Source organism: Duganella sp. GW821-FHT07G03, assembly GCF_059418605.1.
Window position 1 is genome coordinate 172,898 of sequence record NZ_JBWKQE010000009.1, and the last position, 15,723, is coordinate 188,620.

The window sequence follows — 15,723 nt, forward strand, 5'->3', positions numbered from 1 at the left end:
GGCGCCGATCCGGGACACGGCGGCGATGGGCCGTTTATCACGCTGGCTGTTGCTGGGCGAATGGCGCGCGCATCCCCTGCGCGCCCTGGTGGCGATCGCCGCGATCGCGGTGGGCATCTCGCTCGGCTTCGCCATCCACCTGATCAACGCCGCGGCCTTCAACGAATTCTCGTCCGCCATCAAGGGTTTGTCCGGCGTGGCCGACGTCCAGGTGCGCGGCACCGAGCCGTTCTTCGACGAAGCCATCTACCCCGTGCTGGCGCAGCGCACCGGCGTGGCCGTGGCCTCGCCGGTGCTGGAGTTCGACGCCTCCGTGCCCGGCGAGCCGACCGCGCTGAAGATCCTCGGCATCGACGCCTTCCGCGCCAGCTTCATTTCGTCCGACCTGATCGGCGTGCCCGCCGAAGACCACCCGACCGATATCCTGGCCGACGACGCGCTATTCCTGTCAACGGCGGCGCAAGAATGGCTCAAGCCCGCCAAGGGCGCGCCGCTGACGCTGCAGGTAGGCGTCGGCGAACTGAAACTGCGCGTGGCCGGTTCGCTGCAACGTCCCCGCGCCGGCCAGCGCATCGGCGTGATGGACCTCGGCGCGGCGCAGTGGCGCTTTGAAAAACTCGGCCAGTTGTCCCGCATCGACATCAAACTGCGTGACGGCGTCAATCGCGACGCCTTCAAGGCCGAGCTGGAACAACAGCTGCAACACGACTACCCCGGCCGCTTCCGCGTCAGCCAGCCCAACGACGAAGACCAGAACAGCCGCAACGAAGGCATGAGCCGCGCCTACCGCGTCAACCTGACCGTGCTGGCGTTGGTCGCGTTGTTCACCGGCGCCTTCCTGGTGTTCTCCACCCAGGCCTTGTCGGTGATACGCCGCCGCAGCCAGTTCGCGCTGCTGCGCGTGCTGGGCATGGACCGCAAGCACCTGCTGCGCCAGATCCTGATCGAAGGCCTGAGCCTGGGCGTGGCCGGATCGGCCATCGGCATCGCCGCCGGCTACGGCATGGCGGCGGCCGCGCTGCACTTCATGGGGGCCGACCTTGGCGCCGGCTTCTTCTCCGGTGTGCGGCCGCAGGTGCAGTTCACGCCCGTCGCCGCAACGATCTACTTCGCGCTCGGTGTCATCGTGGCCTTGCTGGGTTGCGCCGCGCCGGCGCTGGACGCGGCCCGCGCCAAGCCTGCCGTGGCGCTCAAGTCGGGCACCGAGGAAGCGGCGATGTCACGCTTGTCCAAGGCTTGGCCGGCGCTCGCCTGCATCGCGCTGGCCGCGCTGTTGTCGCAAGCGCCGCCGATATTTGAACTGCCCTTGTTTGGCTACCTGTCGATTGCGCTGCTACTGGTCGGCGCCATCGCGCTGATGCCGCGCCTGGCCGCCATCGTGTTCCGCGCAGCGCACCAGCGCTGGTGCGCTGCCACCGCCGGCAAGCCCGGCGCCTCGCCGGTGGTCACGCTGACACTGTCGCGCCTTGCCAACGCCTCCAGCCAGGCCGGCATCGCGCTGGGTGGCGTGCTGTCCAGCTTCAGCCTGATGGTGGCGATGGCGATCATGGTCGCCAGCTTCCGCGTATCGCTAGACGACTGGCTGCAACACATCCTGCCGGCCGATATCTACGTCAGCACCACCAGCGCCGGCACCACCGCAGGGCTGCGGCCGCAGGAACAAGCCATCATCGCCGCGTTGCCGGGCGTCGCCAGCGCCGACTTCCTGCGCGTGCGCGGCATCTCGCTGGCAGCTGCCCGGCCGCCGATCGCACTGATGGCGCGTAACGTGGATCCGGCCGATCCCGGCAAAACCCTGGCCATCGTCGGCAATACCGTGGTGCCCGGACCCGGCGCTCCGCCGCCGGTATGGATATCGGAAGCGATGGTCGACTTGTACGGCATGAGCGTCGGCCAGCGCATCGAACTGCCATTGAACGGCAAACTGCACGCCTTCCTGGTGGCCGGTGTATGGCGCGACTACGCCCGGCCGACCGGCTCGATCCAGATGCGGCTGAGTGACTACCGCACCATCACCGGCGACCTGGACGCCAGCAACGCCGCGCTGTGGTTGAAGCCCGGCGCCAAGGCCGCCGATACGGAAAGCGCGATGAAGCGCCTGCCGTTCGCCGCCGCGCTGGCGACCAACGCGCCGACCGAGATCCGCGCGATCAGCATGAAAATCTTCGACCGCAGCTTCGCCATCACCTATCTGCTGGAGGCGATCGCCATCGTCATCGGCCTGTTCGGCGTGGCTGCCACCTTCTCGGCGCAGACGCTGGCGCGAGCCAAGGAGTTCGGCATGCTGCGCCATGTGGGTGTCACGCGGCGCCAGATCCTGTCGATACTCGCTATCGAAGGCGGCGCCTTGACGGGCCTGGGCATCGTCACCGGCTTCGCGCTGGGTTGGGTCATCAGCCTGATACTGGTTTTTGTGGTCAACCCGCAGTCCTTCCACTGGACCATGCAGCTGCACTTGCCGTGGTCTTTGCTGTCCATCGTGGCGGGCCTGCTGCTGGCCGCCTCCGCGCTGACGGCGCTGCTGGCCGGCCGCCAATCGTTGTCGGGCGGGCCGATACGCGCAGTCAGGGAGGATTGGTGATGAAGCATTTCGTACAACGTTGCGCGGCTGTGCTGACGCTATTGGCGGCAATGTCCGCGCAGGCCGCCGAGCCGGTGTTCAAGGCGGTCGCGCCGCTGGCGCCCGGCGCCTCGCTGAATTTTCCGGCGGACTTCGGCGCCCATCCCGACTACAAGACCGAATGGTGGTACGTCACCGGCTGGCTGAACACGGCCGAAGGCAAGCCGCTGGGCTTCCAGGTCACGTTCTTCCGCAGCGCCACCCATCACGACCGCGCCAATCCCAGCCAGTTCGCGCCCAAGCAGCTGATCATCGGCCATGCAGCCGTCTCCGATCCGGCCAACGGCAAGCTGCTGCACGACCAGCGCAGCGCGCGCGAAGGCTTCGGCCTGTCCTATGTCAAGGTCGGCGACACCGACGTCAAGCTCGAAGACTGGCGCATGACACGCGCCGCCGACGGCAGCTACCAGATCCACCTCGACGCCGCCAGCTTCAAACTGGCGCTGAAACTGGCGCCGTCGCAGCCCGTGCTGCTACAGGGCGACCGCGGTTATTCCCGCAAGGGCGCGCAGCTTTCCGACAGCAGCTACTACTACAGCGAACCGCAGCTGACCACCACCGGCACCGTCACCAGCGCCGGCAAGGCGGTCGCCGTCACCGGCGCCGCCTGGCTCGATCACGAATGGTCCACCCAGTACGTCGCCGCCGAAGCCGCCGGCTGGGACTGGATCGGCGCCAACCTCACCGACGGCGGCGCGCTGATGGCTTTCCAGATGCGCAGCAAGACAGGTGCTAAACTATGGTCGCACGCGACATGGCGCGATGCTTCCGGTAAGATCACGCAGTTCTCGCCGGACCAGGTCAGTTTTACCCCGCAACGGCGGTGGCGTTCGCCCCGCACCAATGCCGAGTATCCCGTAGCGACCCAGCTCACCACCGGCAGCACCGTGTGGCAGGTCATTCCTTTGCAGGACGACCAGGAGCTGGATTCGCGCCGCTCCACCGGCGCAGTCTATTGGGAAGGCGCGGTAACGCTGGAGCGGGACGGCAAGCAGGCCGGCCGCGCCTACCTTGAAATGACCGGTTATGTCCAGCCGATAAAGTTTTAGCAGCACCGAACAATTTAGCAACACCTGAATCGTCAACAAAGAATACTTACAAACAGCAGCCATACGATGACCAACAGCACCACCGCCAGCACCCAGTCCGCAGCCGCCCCCAACACAGCAAGGGAAGCCAAGAAAGGCAGTCTAGCCACCCTGCGCGGACTGACGCCCTTCCTGCTGCCGTACAAACGCCAGTTCGTCCTGGCCGGTATCGCGCTGGTGGTGGCCGCCTGCTCCACGCTGGCGATACCTGCCGCCTTCAAGCAGATGATCGACCTGGGCTTCGGCGGCGCCGGCGCCAAGAGCATCAAGCACGTCGACCTGGTGTTCCTGGCGCTGTTCGGCGTCGCCACCGTGCTGGCCCTGGCCACTGCCGCGCGCTTCTACACGGTCTCCTGGCTCGGTGAGCGCGTCACGGCCGACATCCGCAGCGCCGTCTACAAGCACGTCGTCACGCAAAGCCCCGAATTTTTCGAGACGACGCAGACCGGCGAAGTCCTGTCCCGCATCACCACCGACACCACGTTGATCCAGGCGGTGGTGGGCACCAGCATCTCGATGGCGCTGCGTAACGTGCTGCTGTTCATCGGCGGTTTGGTGATGCTGTTCGTGACCAGCCCTAAACTGTCGGCCATCATCATCGGCCTGCTGATCCTGACCGTGCTGCCGATCGTGATGTTCGGCCGCCGCGTGCGCAAGCTGTCGCGCGATTCGCAGGACCGCATCGCCGACGCCTCCGCCATGGCCGGCGAAATACTCAACGCCATGCCGACGGTGCAGGCCTTCACCCACGAGAAGATCGAATCGGACCGCTTCGGCGCTTCGGTCGAAGGCGCCTTCGGCACCGCCATGCGCCGCATCCGCGCCCGCGCGCTGCTGACCATGATCGCCATCGTGCTGGTGTTCGGCACCATCGTGTTCGTGCTGTGGCTGGGCGCGCACGCTGTGCTCAACGGCGACATGACCGGCGGCGACCTCGGTCAATTCATCCTGTACGCGTCCATCGTGGCCGGCGCCATTGGCGCCCTGTCCGAAGTGATGGGCGAGGCGCAGCGCGCCGCCGGCGCCACCGAACGCCTGCTGGAGCTGATGTCGGTCAAGTCAAATATCCAGTCGCCGGCCATGCCGCTGGCGCTGCCGCCGCGCGCCGCCAACGGCGCGGCCCTGAGCCTGCAAGACGTGTCGTTCAGCTACCCGTCGCGCCCCGACACGGCGGCGCTGGGCCATCTGTCGCTGGACATCAAGCCGGGTGAGACGGTGGCCGTGGTCGGCCCTTCCGGCGCCGGCAAGACCACGCTGTTCCAGCTGTTCCTGCGTTTCTACGATCCGCAGAGCGGCAGCATCAAGCTCGATGGCGTCGACATCACCAAGCTCGAACTGCACACACTGCGCGACGCCATCGGCATCGTGCCGCAGGATACGGTGATCTTCTCGGCCGATGCGATGGAAAACATCCGCTACGGCCGCGCCGGCGCCACCGACGAGGAAGTGATCCAGGCCGCCAAGCTGGCCGCCGCCCACGAATTCATCGAACGCCTGCCGCAGGGTTATCAATCCTTCCTGGGCGAGCGCGGCGTGCGCCTGTCCGGCGGCCAGCGCCAGCGCATCGCCATCGCGCGCGCGCTGCTGAAAAACCCGCCGCTGCTGCTGCTCGACGAAGCCACCAGCGCGCTGGATGCGGAATCCGAACGACTGGTGCAGAAGGCGCTGGAGGCGGCGATGGTCGGCCGCACCACCGTCATCATCGCGCACCGCCTGGCGACGGTGCAGCGCGCCGACCGCATCATCGTGATGGAAGACGGCCGCATCGTCGAAACCGGCACCCACTCGTCGCTGGTGGCGCTGGGCGGGATCTACGCCAACCTGGCGGCGCTGCAATTCCACAACGTCCACGTCGAGCAGCACGCGGACTGACCGCCTACGGCGAGACGCCAGGCAGCGACGACAACGGCAGGATGCGCGACTTGGTTTGCTTGCTGACGGTGAAGCTCGGGTCGCGTATCAGGCCGAGGAAGCGGCCCTTGTTATCGCTGATATTGACCACTCCCGACGTCACCCCGTCTTTCACCAGTAGACGGCCCAATAACAGGGTGCGCACGCCGGCGTCACCCACCGTCCCGTTCGACACAAAAGCTTCCTCATACAGTCCGGTGGCAATGATGACGTTATCCGCGGCTTGTGGACCAAACTTGAAGCCGTTGACCACCCCCTCGACTGCCATCAAGCGCGGCGCAATGAAGATATTGCCGTTAAATTTGTCCACGTCGACGCCATTGGTCAGGCCCTCGAAACCGAAGTTGTAGAATTTATTGCCGTTGAACGGATCGGTCTGCGACGAACCGGGCACGGCCGCCAGGCCGGTAACGCCGATCATCCGCCCGCCGGTGAAACTATTTTCGTTGACCCAGTTCGTCTGGCCGTCGCTTTCCGTCGTCAGCAACACGCCAACGTCGTTATGGGTCAGCAGCTCGAAATCGATCTTGTTGTATTGCGAGCCGTTGAGACCTTGGCCGCTCAGCTTGATGGCGTTGTGAAAACCGTCTACCCAATTTACTTTCACGGTCGAATATTGCGCATTCATCAGCGTGATGCCGGAGCCGGCATAGCCGTAGGTGGGCGTGTTTTCCCAAGCGGTGCCGTGCAACTTGGACAATTCCAGCACATGCCCATATCGTCCCTGCACAACGATGCCGTCGCGCGCGCCGAAGGCTAAATCACCTCGCGCGGTAAAGCGGACGAATTTATTGTCCGGCAGGGTGATCGTGTCCTGGAATTTGTAATAGCCCTCTGGAATCAGCACTTCCTGGCCGTTGCGCAGCGAATTGATCGCGGCCTGTACGGCCGGAGCATTGTCCAGCGCGCTCTCGCTCAAGCCGAACCATTTGGCGTTGACGGCGCCATCGAACATGCGCTTGTACATCTTTTTGCTTCCGCCGCTTTTGTTGCAAAACAACGTGGTGCCGCCGTTCGCCTGGTCCGTCGGGTTCGACGCGACCGGGTAAAACAAGCCCTCCCTGCCTACGTCGGAAATAAAGACCAGCGGGGCGGTACAGGTGGTCGCTGTTTCAAGTCCATTGATGGTCATGACCGTCTGGGCTTGTGCCGAAAAGGCTGCGGCCAGCGCGGCAAACAAAGTGGCGCCATGAAGATTTTTCATCGAATATCCAATTCTTAAAAAGATTGAAAAATTAAATAATTAGCAATTGCCAACGGCGCAATCATATCAGCATGACAATGTCGCGCGCTATCCGAATCAGGAATTAATCAATATATAAGCATTGTCCGCGCCGCCGGCCTTAGCATGCGTGATCCAAACTCAAGGGAACGCCATGCTCTACCAGCTCCTCTATAACATCCGGCATGTCGCAAGGGATTACGCGCTGGTGACGGGCGCCTTCGTCGCACTCTCGCTGTGGTGGCGTTTGCGGCCCGGTCGCAGACTGCGCCTGCAGGCGAAGCCGATCGGCCTGCCGCAAATCCGGCGCGAGGTGCTCACTTCAGTGGTCAGCATCATCGTCCTCGGCAGCGTCATGCCGGTGGCCTTCGCGCTGGGCCTCGGCCGCCACACCAACTTCTACCAAAGCGTGCATGCCTACGGGCGCGGATGGGGCTTTATCGCCTTGATGGTGCTGCTGATGATGGTGATCCAGGACACCTGGTTTTACTGGACGCACCGGCTGATGCACCACCGCCGCCTGTTCCGCTGGGCGCACCGCACCCACCACCGCTCCACCAACACCGGCCCCCTGTCCACCTATTCGATCAGCCCGCTGGAAGCGGTGATCGACAGCGGCGCCAGCATCGTGATCCTGCTGGTATTGCCGGTCACGTTCTGGTCGCTGGTCATCTTCACGTGGATTAATACGTCCTTCGCGGTGTACACGCACCTGGGCTATGAGCTGTTCCCGCGCGCGCTGTCGAAGCACTGGCTGGGCCGCTGGATCAACACCTCCACCGCCCACAATACCCACCATGCGCGGGGTCGCTACAACTACAGCTGGTACTTCCTGTTCTGGGACCGGATGATGGGCACCCTGTCGCCGGACTACGACGAACACTATCGCAAAGCCGGTTTTTCCGCCCCCGAGGCAAAAAGCCGGTAACATTCTCCCTTTCAGGAGAACGCCTTGACCGATGCCGAACTGCGGCTCAGCTGCACAACCCACCTTCCCGGCCATCGCCAGCCATCGCCCGCGCAGCAGTTCGGGGCGATGTCCGCATGGTGCGAGGCCAACGGCGTGGCGCATGACACCTATGGCAACGGCGCGCTGATCCAGGATTTTGAGCAGAAGGTCGCCACGCTGCTGGGCTTTGAATCGGCATTGTTTTGCATTTCCGGCACGATGGCGCAGGCCACCGCGCTGCGCATCGCCTGCTCGGAACGCGGCAGCCGGTTGGTGGCGCTGCATCCGACCTCGCACATCCTGCGCCACGAACGCGGCAACCACCAGTTGTTCGACCATTTCCAGGCCTTGCAGATCGGCGACCCGCACCGACCATGGACGCTGGACGAACTGAAAGGCATCCCGGACAAGCTGGGCGCCGCGACGCTGGAGCTGCCGATGCGCGAGATCGGCGGCCAATGCCCGGCCTGGGAGGATCTGGCGGACATCAAGAGCTACTGCCACGAGCTGTCGATCCATCTGCACCTGGACGGCGCGCGCCTGTTCGAAACCGCCGCCGCATATGGCCGTCCGGCCGCCGAGATCGCGGCCGGCTTCGATTCGGTCTACCTCTCGATGTACAAGGGCATAGGCGGCATGGGCGGCGCCATGCTGCTGGGGAGCGAACCGTTTATCGCCAAGGCGCAGGAGTGGTTCCGCCGCCAGGGCGGCAACGTCTACCAGCGCACGCCCTACGTGGTGGCCGCCGCGATGCAGTTCGACGCCCGGATGGCGGCGATGCCAAAATACTTCCGCCGCACCGAATGGTTGTACGAGGTGCTGCGCGACTATCCGCAGCTGATACCCAACCCCGCCCGTCCGCAAGCGAGCATGCTGCACCTGCACCTGCCGGTCAGCCGCGAGCGCGCCAACGAGATCCGCAATCGCATCGCCGAGCAACATGGGGTGTGGCTGTTCAACGCCGCCAGTCATGCCGCGCTGCCCGGCCGCAGCTTGGTGGAGCTGTATATCGGCGATAACCTGCTCAACCTGCCGGACCAGCGGGTACGTGAAATCCTGACCCTGTGGTCGGACGCGATGTCCAACTAATTCCTGCACAAGCCGGTGCAACCGGCTACACTGCGCCCTCTTTTTCGCGCATCTTTCAAATTGACTGCATACATCATGACCTTCCAAGCCCTCGGCCTGATCGACCCCATACAGCGCACGCTGGAGACGCTGGGCTACAAGCAGCCCACGCCGGTCCAGAAGCAAGCCATTCCCGCCGTGCTGGCGGGCCGCGACCTGATGGCGGCCGCGCAGACCGGCACCGGCAAGACGGCGGGCTTCGCCCTGCCCATCCTGCAACGCCTGACCATGGACGGCATGACCGCCCCGAAGGCGATCCGCTGCCTGGTGCTGGTGCCGACGCGCGAACTGGCCGAGCAGGTCTATGAGAGCTTCCGCAGCTACGGCGGCAACCTGCCGCTGAAATCGGCCGTGGCCTACGGCGGCGTGCCGATCGAGCCGCAGATCACCAAGCTGCGCAAGGGCCTGGACGTGCTGGTGGCCACGCCCGGCCGCCTGATCGACCTGCACGACCAGGGCGCGATCAGCTTCGCCATGCTGCAGACGCTGGTGCTGGACGAAGCCGACCGCATGCTGGACCTGGGCTTCGAACGCGACCTGGACATCCTGCTGGCGGCCCTGCCCAAGCAGCGCCAGACCTTGCTGTTCTCGGCCACGTTCTCCGACGAGATCCGCAAGATGGCGGCCGGTATGCTGAAAGACCCGGTGTCGATCCAGGTCAGCGCCAGCAATACCGCCACCAAGACCGTCAAGCAGTGGCTGATCCCGACCGACAAGCGCCGCAAACCGGAATTGCTGCTGCACCTGTTGAAAAAGCTGAACTGGGGCCAGGTGCTGGTCTTCGTCAAGACCCGCAAAGGCGTCGAGACGCTGGTGACGACCTTGCAGGAACACGGCATTTCCGCCGATTCCATCCACGGCGACAAAACCCAGCCGGCCCGCCTGCGCGCGCTGGCCCGCTTCAAGAACGCCGAAGTGCAGCTGCTGGTGGCCACCGACGTCGCCGCCCGCGGACTGGATATCGAAGCGCTGCCGCAGGTGGTCAACTTCGACCTGCCGACCGTGGCCGAGGACTACATCCACCGCATCGGCCGCACCGGCCGCGCGGGCATGGAGGGCGAGGCCGTCTCGCTGGTCTGCGCCGACGAAGTCGATATGCTGAAGGCCATCGAAACGCTGACCCGCCAGGTCATACTCCGCATCGAGGAACCAGGCTTCGAGGCCGACCACCGCGTGCCGGAGACCGGCCCGAAAGGCGTTGCCGCGGCATTGGCCAAGAAGGCCGCAGCGGAAGCGCCGGCCAAGAAGAAGCGCCCGTTCACCGGCCCTGCCGGCGGCAAGGCAGCTCCGAGCGGCGTTGCGCCAGCCGGCAAGCCCGCTGTGACAGCCCGTCCTGCCGGCGGCGATGCGTCGCTGGGCACGTGGATACCACCGGTCCCCACTGGCAAACCGCCCGGCGGACGTTCCGCAGGCGGCAAGCCGGCCGCAGGCCGCATCTACGGCGGCGGCAAGCCGGCGGCGGGGGCGCCCAAGGGTGCTGTCGTGGTCACCGGCGGACGCGGCGCCAAGTCGCTGGCACGGGCCGCAGGCAAGGTCACCGCCAAGCCGGGTGGCCGCAAGACCGGCCCACGCTGAGCGCCGCCTGATAAAATAAGCACCTTTCCGGGCCGTTGCGGCCCGCGCACCACGTTGGAGAATTGAATGCAGCAATACCAGGAACTGATCCAGACCGTCCTCGATACGGGCAGCTGGCAAGACAACCGCACCGGCATCCGCACGCTGAGCGTGCCGGGCGCGATGATGCGCTTCGACCTGCTGAACGACGGCTTCCCCGCCGTGACGACCAAAAAACTGGCATTCAAATCCGTGGTCGGTGAATTGTGCGCCTTCCTGCGCGCCTCCAGCAGCGCGGCCGACTTCCGCGCGCTGGGCTGCAAGGTCTGGGACCAGAACGCCAACGAAAACAAACAGTGGCTGGACAACCCTTACCGCCTGGGCGAAGACGACCTGGGTCCGGTCTACGGCGTGCAGTGGCGCCAATGGCCGGGCTTCAAGCTGATCGCAGTTGACCAGCCGGCGCAGATCGCCGACGCGCAAAAGAACGGTTTCCGCCTGATCTCGCAGATCGAAGACCAAGGCGTGACCAAGGTCCTGCTGCACAAGGCCATCGACCAGTTGCGCGAATGCCTGGACACCATCGTCAACAATCCGGGCAGCCGCCGCATCCTGTTCCACGGCTGGAATCCGGCGGTACTGGATGCTGTCGCGCTGCCGGCCTGCCATTTGCTGTACCAGTTCATTCCGAATCCGGGCACGCGCGAGCTGTCGATGTGCCTCTACGTCCGCTCCAACGACCTGGGCCTGGGTACGCCGTTCAACCTGGCCGAAGGCGCCGCGCTGATGCACCTGGTTGGCCGCCTGACGGGCTACACGCCGCGCTGGTTCACCTACTTCATCGGCGATGCGCACATCTACGAGAACCACATGGACATGGTCAAGGAACAGCTGACCCGCACGCCATTCCCGGCGCCGCAGTTCCGCATCTCCGACCGCGTGCCGGATTTCGCCAAGACCGGCAAGTACGAGCCGGAATGGCTGGAAAAGGTCGAGCCGTCGGACTTCTCGCTGGAAGGCTACCAGCACCACGCGCCGATCACGGCGCCAATGGCTGTATGACGCGACTGGACTTCATCCCCGGCACGCTGTGCGACGAAAGGATGTGGTCCCGTTTGACGCCGCTGCTGGGCAGCGGCTTCGCATTCAATTACGTCCCGCTGCACAAGGCCCACACGCGCTTGCAGATGCAGGAGCTGATCGCGGCGCACAGCGCGCCGTCGGCGCATCTGGTGGCGTTCTCGCTGGGCGCCTATCTCGCCATCGAGTACGCGCTGCTGCACCCCGAGCGGGTGCAGTCGCTGGTGCTGATCGCGAATTCGGCGCGCGGCCTGAGCGAAAACGAGATACAAACCCGCCGCCGCATCATCCCCATGTTGAAGAACAACGCCTACACCGGCATGACGCGCATGCGCCTGCGCGAGCTGCTGCATGAGGCGCACCTCGGCGACCAGTCCATCATCGACATCATCCAGCAGATGGCGCTGGACCTGGGCAAGGACGTACTGCTGGCGCAGTTCACCGCATCGATGGAGCGCCCGGACCTGATGGAGCGGCTGTCCGAAATCACCTGCCCCGTGCTGATCGTCGGCGCGACCGGCGACCAGCTGGTTAATCCCGAGGATCTACGCGAAATGCAGCGCCACCTGCCCGATGCCCGCCTGAATCTGCACGACGACACCGGCCACATGATCCCGCTGGAGGCCCCGCAGACGCTGGCCGCCGATATCCTGGCCTTCCGTCAGCTTATGCCTTGACGATCAGCGTGCCGGACATCTCTTCATGGCCGCTGCCGCAGAAGTTATCGCATAAAAAGCCGAACTGCCCGGCCTCCTCCGGCTTGAGTTTCACCCGCACCGGTTTGCCCATCACCAGATCGGCGCGGATCTTGAAGTCCGGCAGGCTGAAGCCGTGTGGGAAGTCCAGCGCCGTCAGTTCCAGCACCACCGCCTCGCCCTTCTTCAATTCGATCACGTTCGGCGAGAAGCGGAACTTGCGGGCCTCGATCTTGATGACCCGCTCCTTCGCCTTGGCCTGCACCGCGCCCAAAGCGACCAGCGCCAACGGGGCGCACAACAGCAATCTACGTTTGGTCAGCATGTCGATTATCCTTTCATCGCTGGGAATTCGGTGATCTGATACGCCACCGGTTTCGCTTCCGCCTCCACCTCGCGGAAGCCCAGTCCTTTGCCCGGCACGGCCGGATCCCACGGCAGCGGCGTGCGTTTGTCCTGCGAACCCGGCGCCGGCAGCGGGAAGATCAGCGACTTGGCCGCGTGGTGCGAGATATGGCCGCTGACGTGGTGGTTCTCCTGGTGGATATGGCCGTAGAACACGGTCACGTTCGAATACGGCATCAACAGCGCCATCGCCTGCTCGCCGTCGCGCGTGGCCCAGTCCCACTTCGGCGCCAGGTCGAACAAGGGCCGGTGCGTCAGGACCACGATGCGCGCGTCCTGCGCCTGTTTCGCGAGGTCGGCTTTCAGCCACGCCAGCTGCGCCTCGCCGATGCGCGCGCCGGGGTCGGAGACGTTGTCGATGGCGATGAAGTGCACGCCCTTGTGATCGAAGCTGTAATGCGTGGGGCCGAAGAACTCCTGGAACGCCGCGCCGTTGTCGAGCGAAGCGTCGTGCTCGCCCGCCAGGAAATGCACCTGCTTGACCTTCAGGCCGCTGACGATCTGCTTGAACTCCGCCATGCGCCGGCGGCGCTCGGCCGCGTCGTCGGTGGTGTGGGTCAGGTCGCCGGTGAAGACGATGAAGTCCGGTGGCGTGGCCAGCGCGTTGACGCTGTCGACCGCCTGCCTGAGCGTGTTCTGCGCCTCCGGATTGGCCGGTCCCTTGTAGCCCCAGTGCGAATCGGACAGCTGCACAAAGTAGAAATCCTCGTAGCCGGCAGCGGCCATGGCCTTGCCGTACAAGCCGGACATGAAGACGGCGCCGCCGCCCACTGCGCCCAGCTTTAAAAATCCTCTGCGATCGATCATGATGTACTCCGTGTGGTGGTTGTAAAGACGGCGCCGCGACATGGCATAATCGGCAAGCGACGGTCGTACCGGCTAAAACCCGGAGCGCGGCCGGAATATTCCCGATTATTTTTTTATTTCTCAAGCGGGAATAAAACCGCAACGGGCGGAGTCTTCATCCACTGGACCACTGCAATGGATAAGTATTTGGGCGACGACGATAAAACCGCGCAGTTCGAGGCGATGGCCATGCCGCACCTGGACGCGGCCTACAACCTGGCCCGCTGGCTGACCCGCAACGAGCATGACGCCGACGATCTGGTGCAGAGCGCCTATCTGCGCGCCTTCCGCTTTGCCGACGGCTTTCGCGGCGGCGACGTGCGTGCGTGGCTGCTGACCATCGTGCGCCACACCTACTACAGCGCGCTGCGCGACGGCGCGGCGCAGCGCGGCGATGTCAGCTTCGACGAGGCGCTGCACGGCGATGACGAATCGACCGATCCGGCCGCCATCGCCGCCAGCCGCGACACCTGCCGCACCGTCAACGCCGCGCTGGCCCAGCTGCCGCAGGCGTTTCGCGAGGTGCTGGTGTTGAAGGAGATGGACGATCTGTCGTACAAGCAGATCGCGCAAGTGACCGAAACGCCGATCGGCACGGTGATGTCGCGGCTGGCCCGCGCGCGCAAGCTGCTGCTGGCGTATCTGAAGCACGGAGGGCAGGATGGAATCTAAACACAGCCAGGAAATGCTGTCGACCTATCTGGACGATGAACTGAGTGTGGCCGACCGGCGGCAGCTGGAGGCGCATTTGTCCGGCTGCGCCGATTGCAGCGCCGCGCTGGAGGAGCTGCAGGCGCTGCGCGGCCGGATCGGCGCGGAGGCGAGCCGCCACGCCGCGCCCGAGTATCTGAAGCAGCGCATCCATGCCGCGCTGCGGGGCGAGCCCGCGCGCAAGCCGCGCCGCGCCGCCTTGCGCAGGTGGCCGTGGGCGTGGATCAACCTTGGCCTGGCGGGTGCGGCGACGGCCGCCTTCGCCGTCACGCTGACGCTGTACCTGGGCCAGCCGAGCGCCAACGAACGCATCGAACAGGAACTGGTGGCCAGCCACTTCCGCGCGCTGATGCCCAACCACCTGGCCGACGTCGCCTCGACCGACCAGCATACGGTCAAGCCCTGGTTCGCCGGCAAGCTGGATTTCTCGCCGCCCGTGGTCGACCTGGCGGAGCAAGGCTACCCGCTGGTCGGCGGCCGCCTGGACTATCTGCAGCAGCGGCCCGTGGCGGCGCTGGCCTACCGCCACCGGCAGCACGTCCTCAACCTGTACATCTGGCCGGACGCCGGCGGCCGGGCCAGCGCGCCGCAAGCGAGCATGCGCCATGGCTTTCACCTGCTGCGCTGGACGCAGGATGGCATGCAATACTCGGCCGTGTCGGACATGAATCCGCAGGACCTGGCGCAGTTCGCCGGCCAGCTGCGCCAGAAAGTGGCGCGGGCCGACGCGCAATAGAGGACGCGGGTTCTCGCCGCGGCGTGTTATTGTGGCTTGTTTAATTGGCCACATTTTCACATGAACAAAAAATTAACCGGCTCCGCCGCCACGCTGACCCTAATGCTGAACCTGCTGGCCGGCTGCCGCGACAAACCGGCGCCGGCGGCGCCCACGCCGCGCGTGGCGGCCGCCTCCCAGGCGGCGGTCGGACCGCATGCGCCACAGCCCGAGGGCGCGTATCCGGGCGAAGAGCTGGAAATCAGTCAAACGCTGAAGGGCAATGATTTCACGCTGGAGGTGCTCGTCAACGGCAACGATGCATTCCGCAATCTGGACATCAGCATGGCAGACGGCAAGCAGGTTCGCCTGTTGCGCTCAATGGACGGCAAGGATTCCGAACTCGCCAACGTGACCTTCGCACCTGGCGACTCCTTTGAACTCAGGGAGCTGATCCCTGGCGAAGCACGCCAGCAAATCGTCTGCAAGGGCAGCCAGTTGCTAACCCAAGGCGCCGGAACGCTGGGGACGTATTCGCTCTATCGGATCGAAGGCCAACACCTGAAGGAGCTGGTCAGCCTGGTGACCGAGCGCCACGTTGAAGACGGCAACGGTTTTACGCCACAAAAGCTGCATGCAACCGTCGAGGAAACCACGCGCGACGGCCAGCCGCTCATCATTTACCGGGTCACGGCGGACAAGCAGGCGGAGCGCACCATCGAGCTGCGCTGGAACGGCGCGCAGTTTGCGGACGCCAGCGGTCAGGCTGCGAAGATCTCGGCCGAGTATATTCCCTGAA

The 15,723-nt window shown here is 64.9% G+C and carries 14 protein-coding genes; 11 read left to right on the forward strand and 3 right to left on the reverse strand.

Annotation, left to right across the window (positions count from 1 at the left end):
* Positions 1 to 25: 25 nt before the first annotated feature.
* The 3 genes from AC07OK_RS14505 to AC07OK_RS14515 all read left to right on the forward strand — a co-directional run bounded on the left by AC07OK_RS14505 (position 26) and on the right by AC07OK_RS14515 (position 5,580).
* Positions 26 to 2,581 (forward strand): FtsX-like permease family protein, encoded by a 2,556-nt coding sequence (locus AC07OK_RS14505; RefSeq protein ID WP_494691017.1) that lies wholly within the window; start codon positions 26 to 28, stop codon positions 2,579 to 2,581.
* The gene (locus AC07OK_RS14510) at positions 2,581 to 3,669 is read left to right on the forward strand and encodes a lipocalin-like domain-containing protein (protein ID WP_494690961.1); all 1,089 of its coding nucleotides are present in this window, start codon (positions 2,581 to 2,583) and stop codon (positions 3,667 to 3,669) included. The genes AC07OK_RS14505 and AC07OK_RS14510 overlap by 1 nt, the downstream gene beginning before the upstream one ends.
* Positions 3,670 to 3,735: 66 nt before the next feature.
* Complete coding sequence (locus AC07OK_RS14515) at positions 3,736 to 5,580, forward strand: ABC transporter transmembrane domain-containing protein (protein ID WP_494690962.1); 1,845 nt, start codon at positions 3,736 to 3,738, stop codon at positions 5,578 to 5,580.
* A gap of 4 nt (positions 5,581 to 5,584) precedes the next feature.
* Here AC07OK_RS14515 and AC07OK_RS14520 read toward each other — a convergent pair whose 3' ends face one another.
* A complete protein-coding gene (locus AC07OK_RS14520) occupies positions 5,585 to 6,823 on the reverse strand; it encodes a hypothetical protein (RefSeq protein ID WP_494690963.1) in 1,239 nt (412 codons plus the stop codon).
* A gap of 172 nt (positions 6,824 to 6,995) precedes the next feature.
* On the opposite strand from AC07OK_RS14520, the gene AC07OK_RS14525 reads away from it, so the two are divergent.
* From AC07OK_RS14525 to AC07OK_RS14545, 5 genes are all read left to right on the forward strand, one after another.
* Positions 6,996 to 7,769 carry a sterol desaturase family protein gene (locus AC07OK_RS14525; RefSeq protein WP_494690964.1) on the forward strand — a complete coding sequence of 258 codons (774 nt, stop codon included), beginning with the start codon at positions 6,996 to 6,998 and terminating at the stop codon, positions 7,767 to 7,769.
* Positions 7,770 to 7,793: 24 nt separating this feature from the next.
* Positions 7,794 to 8,879: a threonine aldolase family protein gene (locus tag AC07OK_RS14530; protein WP_494690965.1), complete on the forward strand. Its 1,086-nt coding sequence runs from the start codon at positions 7,794 to 7,796 to the stop codon at positions 8,877 to 8,879.
* 75 nt (positions 8,880 to 8,954) lie between these two features.
* Positions 8,955 to 10,493 (forward strand): DEAD/DEAH box helicase, encoded by a 1,539-nt coding sequence (locus AC07OK_RS14535; protein ID WP_494690966.1) that lies wholly within the window; start codon positions 8,955 to 8,957, stop codon positions 10,491 to 10,493.
* A gap of 66 nt (positions 10,494 to 10,559) precedes the next feature.
* A complete protein-coding gene (locus AC07OK_RS14540; protein ID WP_494690967.1) occupies positions 10,560 to 11,534 on the forward strand; it encodes a thymidylate synthase in 975 nt (324 codons plus the stop codon).
* Positions 11,531 to 12,229 (forward strand): alpha/beta fold hydrolase, encoded by a 699-nt coding sequence (locus tag AC07OK_RS14545; RefSeq protein ID WP_494690968.1) that lies wholly within the window; start codon positions 11,531 to 11,533, stop codon positions 12,227 to 12,229. Before AC07OK_RS14540 ends, AC07OK_RS14545 begins: the two co-directional genes overlap by 4 nt.
* On the opposite strand, the gene AC07OK_RS14550 is transcribed toward AC07OK_RS14545, so the two are convergent.
* Both AC07OK_RS14550 and AC07OK_RS14555 read right to left on the reverse strand, forming a co-directional pair.
* Positions 12,219 to 12,572, reverse strand: a complete 354-nt coding sequence (locus tag AC07OK_RS14550) for a cupredoxin domain-containing protein (protein ID WP_494690969.1) — start codon at positions 12,570 to 12,572, stop codon at positions 12,219 to 12,221. The two genes, AC07OK_RS14545 and AC07OK_RS14550, sit on opposite strands and share 11 nt — an antisense overlap.
* Positions 12,573 to 12,577: 5 nt before the next feature.
* Positions 12,578 to 13,459, reverse strand: coding sequence for a metallophosphoesterase family protein (locus tag AC07OK_RS14555; protein WP_494690970.1), 882 nt, complete (start codon positions 13,457 to 13,459; stop codon positions 12,578 to 12,580).
* 174 nt (positions 13,460 to 13,633) lie between these two features.
* Between AC07OK_RS14555 and AC07OK_RS14560 the strand changes: the two genes are divergently transcribed.
* The 3 genes from AC07OK_RS14560 to AC07OK_RS14570 are packed head-to-tail and all read left to right on the forward strand — an operon-like array spanning position 13,634 to position 15,722.
* The gene (locus AC07OK_RS14560) at positions 13,634 to 14,170 is read left to right on the forward strand and encodes a sigma-70 family RNA polymerase sigma factor (protein WP_494690971.1); all 537 of its coding nucleotides are present in this window, start codon (positions 13,634 to 13,636) and stop codon (positions 14,168 to 14,170) included.
* Positions 14,160 to 14,945 (forward strand): anti-sigma factor family protein, encoded by a 786-nt coding sequence (locus tag AC07OK_RS14565; protein ID WP_494690972.1) that lies wholly within the window; start codon positions 14,160 to 14,162, stop codon positions 14,943 to 14,945. The genes AC07OK_RS14560 and AC07OK_RS14565 overlap by 11 nt, the downstream gene beginning before the upstream one ends.
* A 60-nt stretch (positions 14,946 to 15,005) precedes the next feature.
* Entirely contained in the window at positions 15,006 to 15,722 is a 717-nt protein-coding gene (locus AC07OK_RS14570; RefSeq protein WP_494690973.1) for a hypothetical protein, read from the forward strand.
* The last annotated feature ends 1 nt before the right edge of the window (position 15,723 follow it).

Coding starts and splice junctions, on each gene's coding strand:
- AC07OK_RS14510 (WP_494690961.1), top strand. CDS start 2,581: ATGAAGCATTTCGTACAACGTTGCGCGGCTGTGCTGACGCTATTGGCG.
- AC07OK_RS14505 (WP_494691017.1), top strand. CDS start 26: ATGGGCCGTTTATCACGCTGGCTGTTGCTGGGCGAATGGCGCGCGCAT.
- AC07OK_RS14565 (WP_494690972.1), top strand. CDS start 14,160: ATGGAATCTAAACACAGCCAGGAAATGCTGTCGACCTATCTGGACGAT.
- AC07OK_RS14520 (WP_494690963.1), bottom strand. CDS start 6,823: ATGAAAAATCTTCATGGCGCCACTTTGTTTGCCGCGCTGGCCGCAGCC.
- AC07OK_RS14535 (WP_494690966.1), top strand. CDS start 8,955: ATGACCTTCCAAGCCCTCGGCCTGATCGACCCCATACAGCGCACGCTG.
- AC07OK_RS14545 (WP_494690968.1), top strand. CDS start 11,531: ATGACGCGACTGGACTTCATCCCCGGCACGCTGTGCGACGAAAGGATG.
- AC07OK_RS14555 (WP_494690970.1), bottom strand. CDS start 13,459: ATGATCGATCGCAGAGGATTTTTAAAGCTGGGCGCAGTGGGCGGCGGC.
- AC07OK_RS14560 (WP_494690971.1), top strand. CDS start 13,634: ATGGATAAGTATTTGGGCGACGACGATAAAACCGCGCAGTTCGAGGCG.
- AC07OK_RS14515 (WP_494690962.1), top strand. CDS start 3,736: ATGACCAACAGCACCACCGCCAGCACCCAGTCCGCAGCCGCCCCCAAC.
- AC07OK_RS14525 (WP_494690964.1), top strand. CDS start 6,996: ATGCTCTACCAGCTCCTCTATAACATCCGGCATGTCGCAAGGGATTAC.
- AC07OK_RS14570 (WP_494690973.1), top strand. CDS start 15,006: ATGAACAAAAAATTAACCGGCTCCGCCGCCACGCTGACCCTAATGCTG.
- AC07OK_RS14550 (WP_494690969.1), bottom strand. CDS start 12,572: ATGCTGACCAAACGTAGATTGCTGTTGTGCGCCCCGTTGGCGCTGGTC.
- AC07OK_RS14540 (WP_494690967.1), top strand. CDS start 10,560: ATGCAGCAATACCAGGAACTGATCCAGACCGTCCTCGATACGGGCAGC.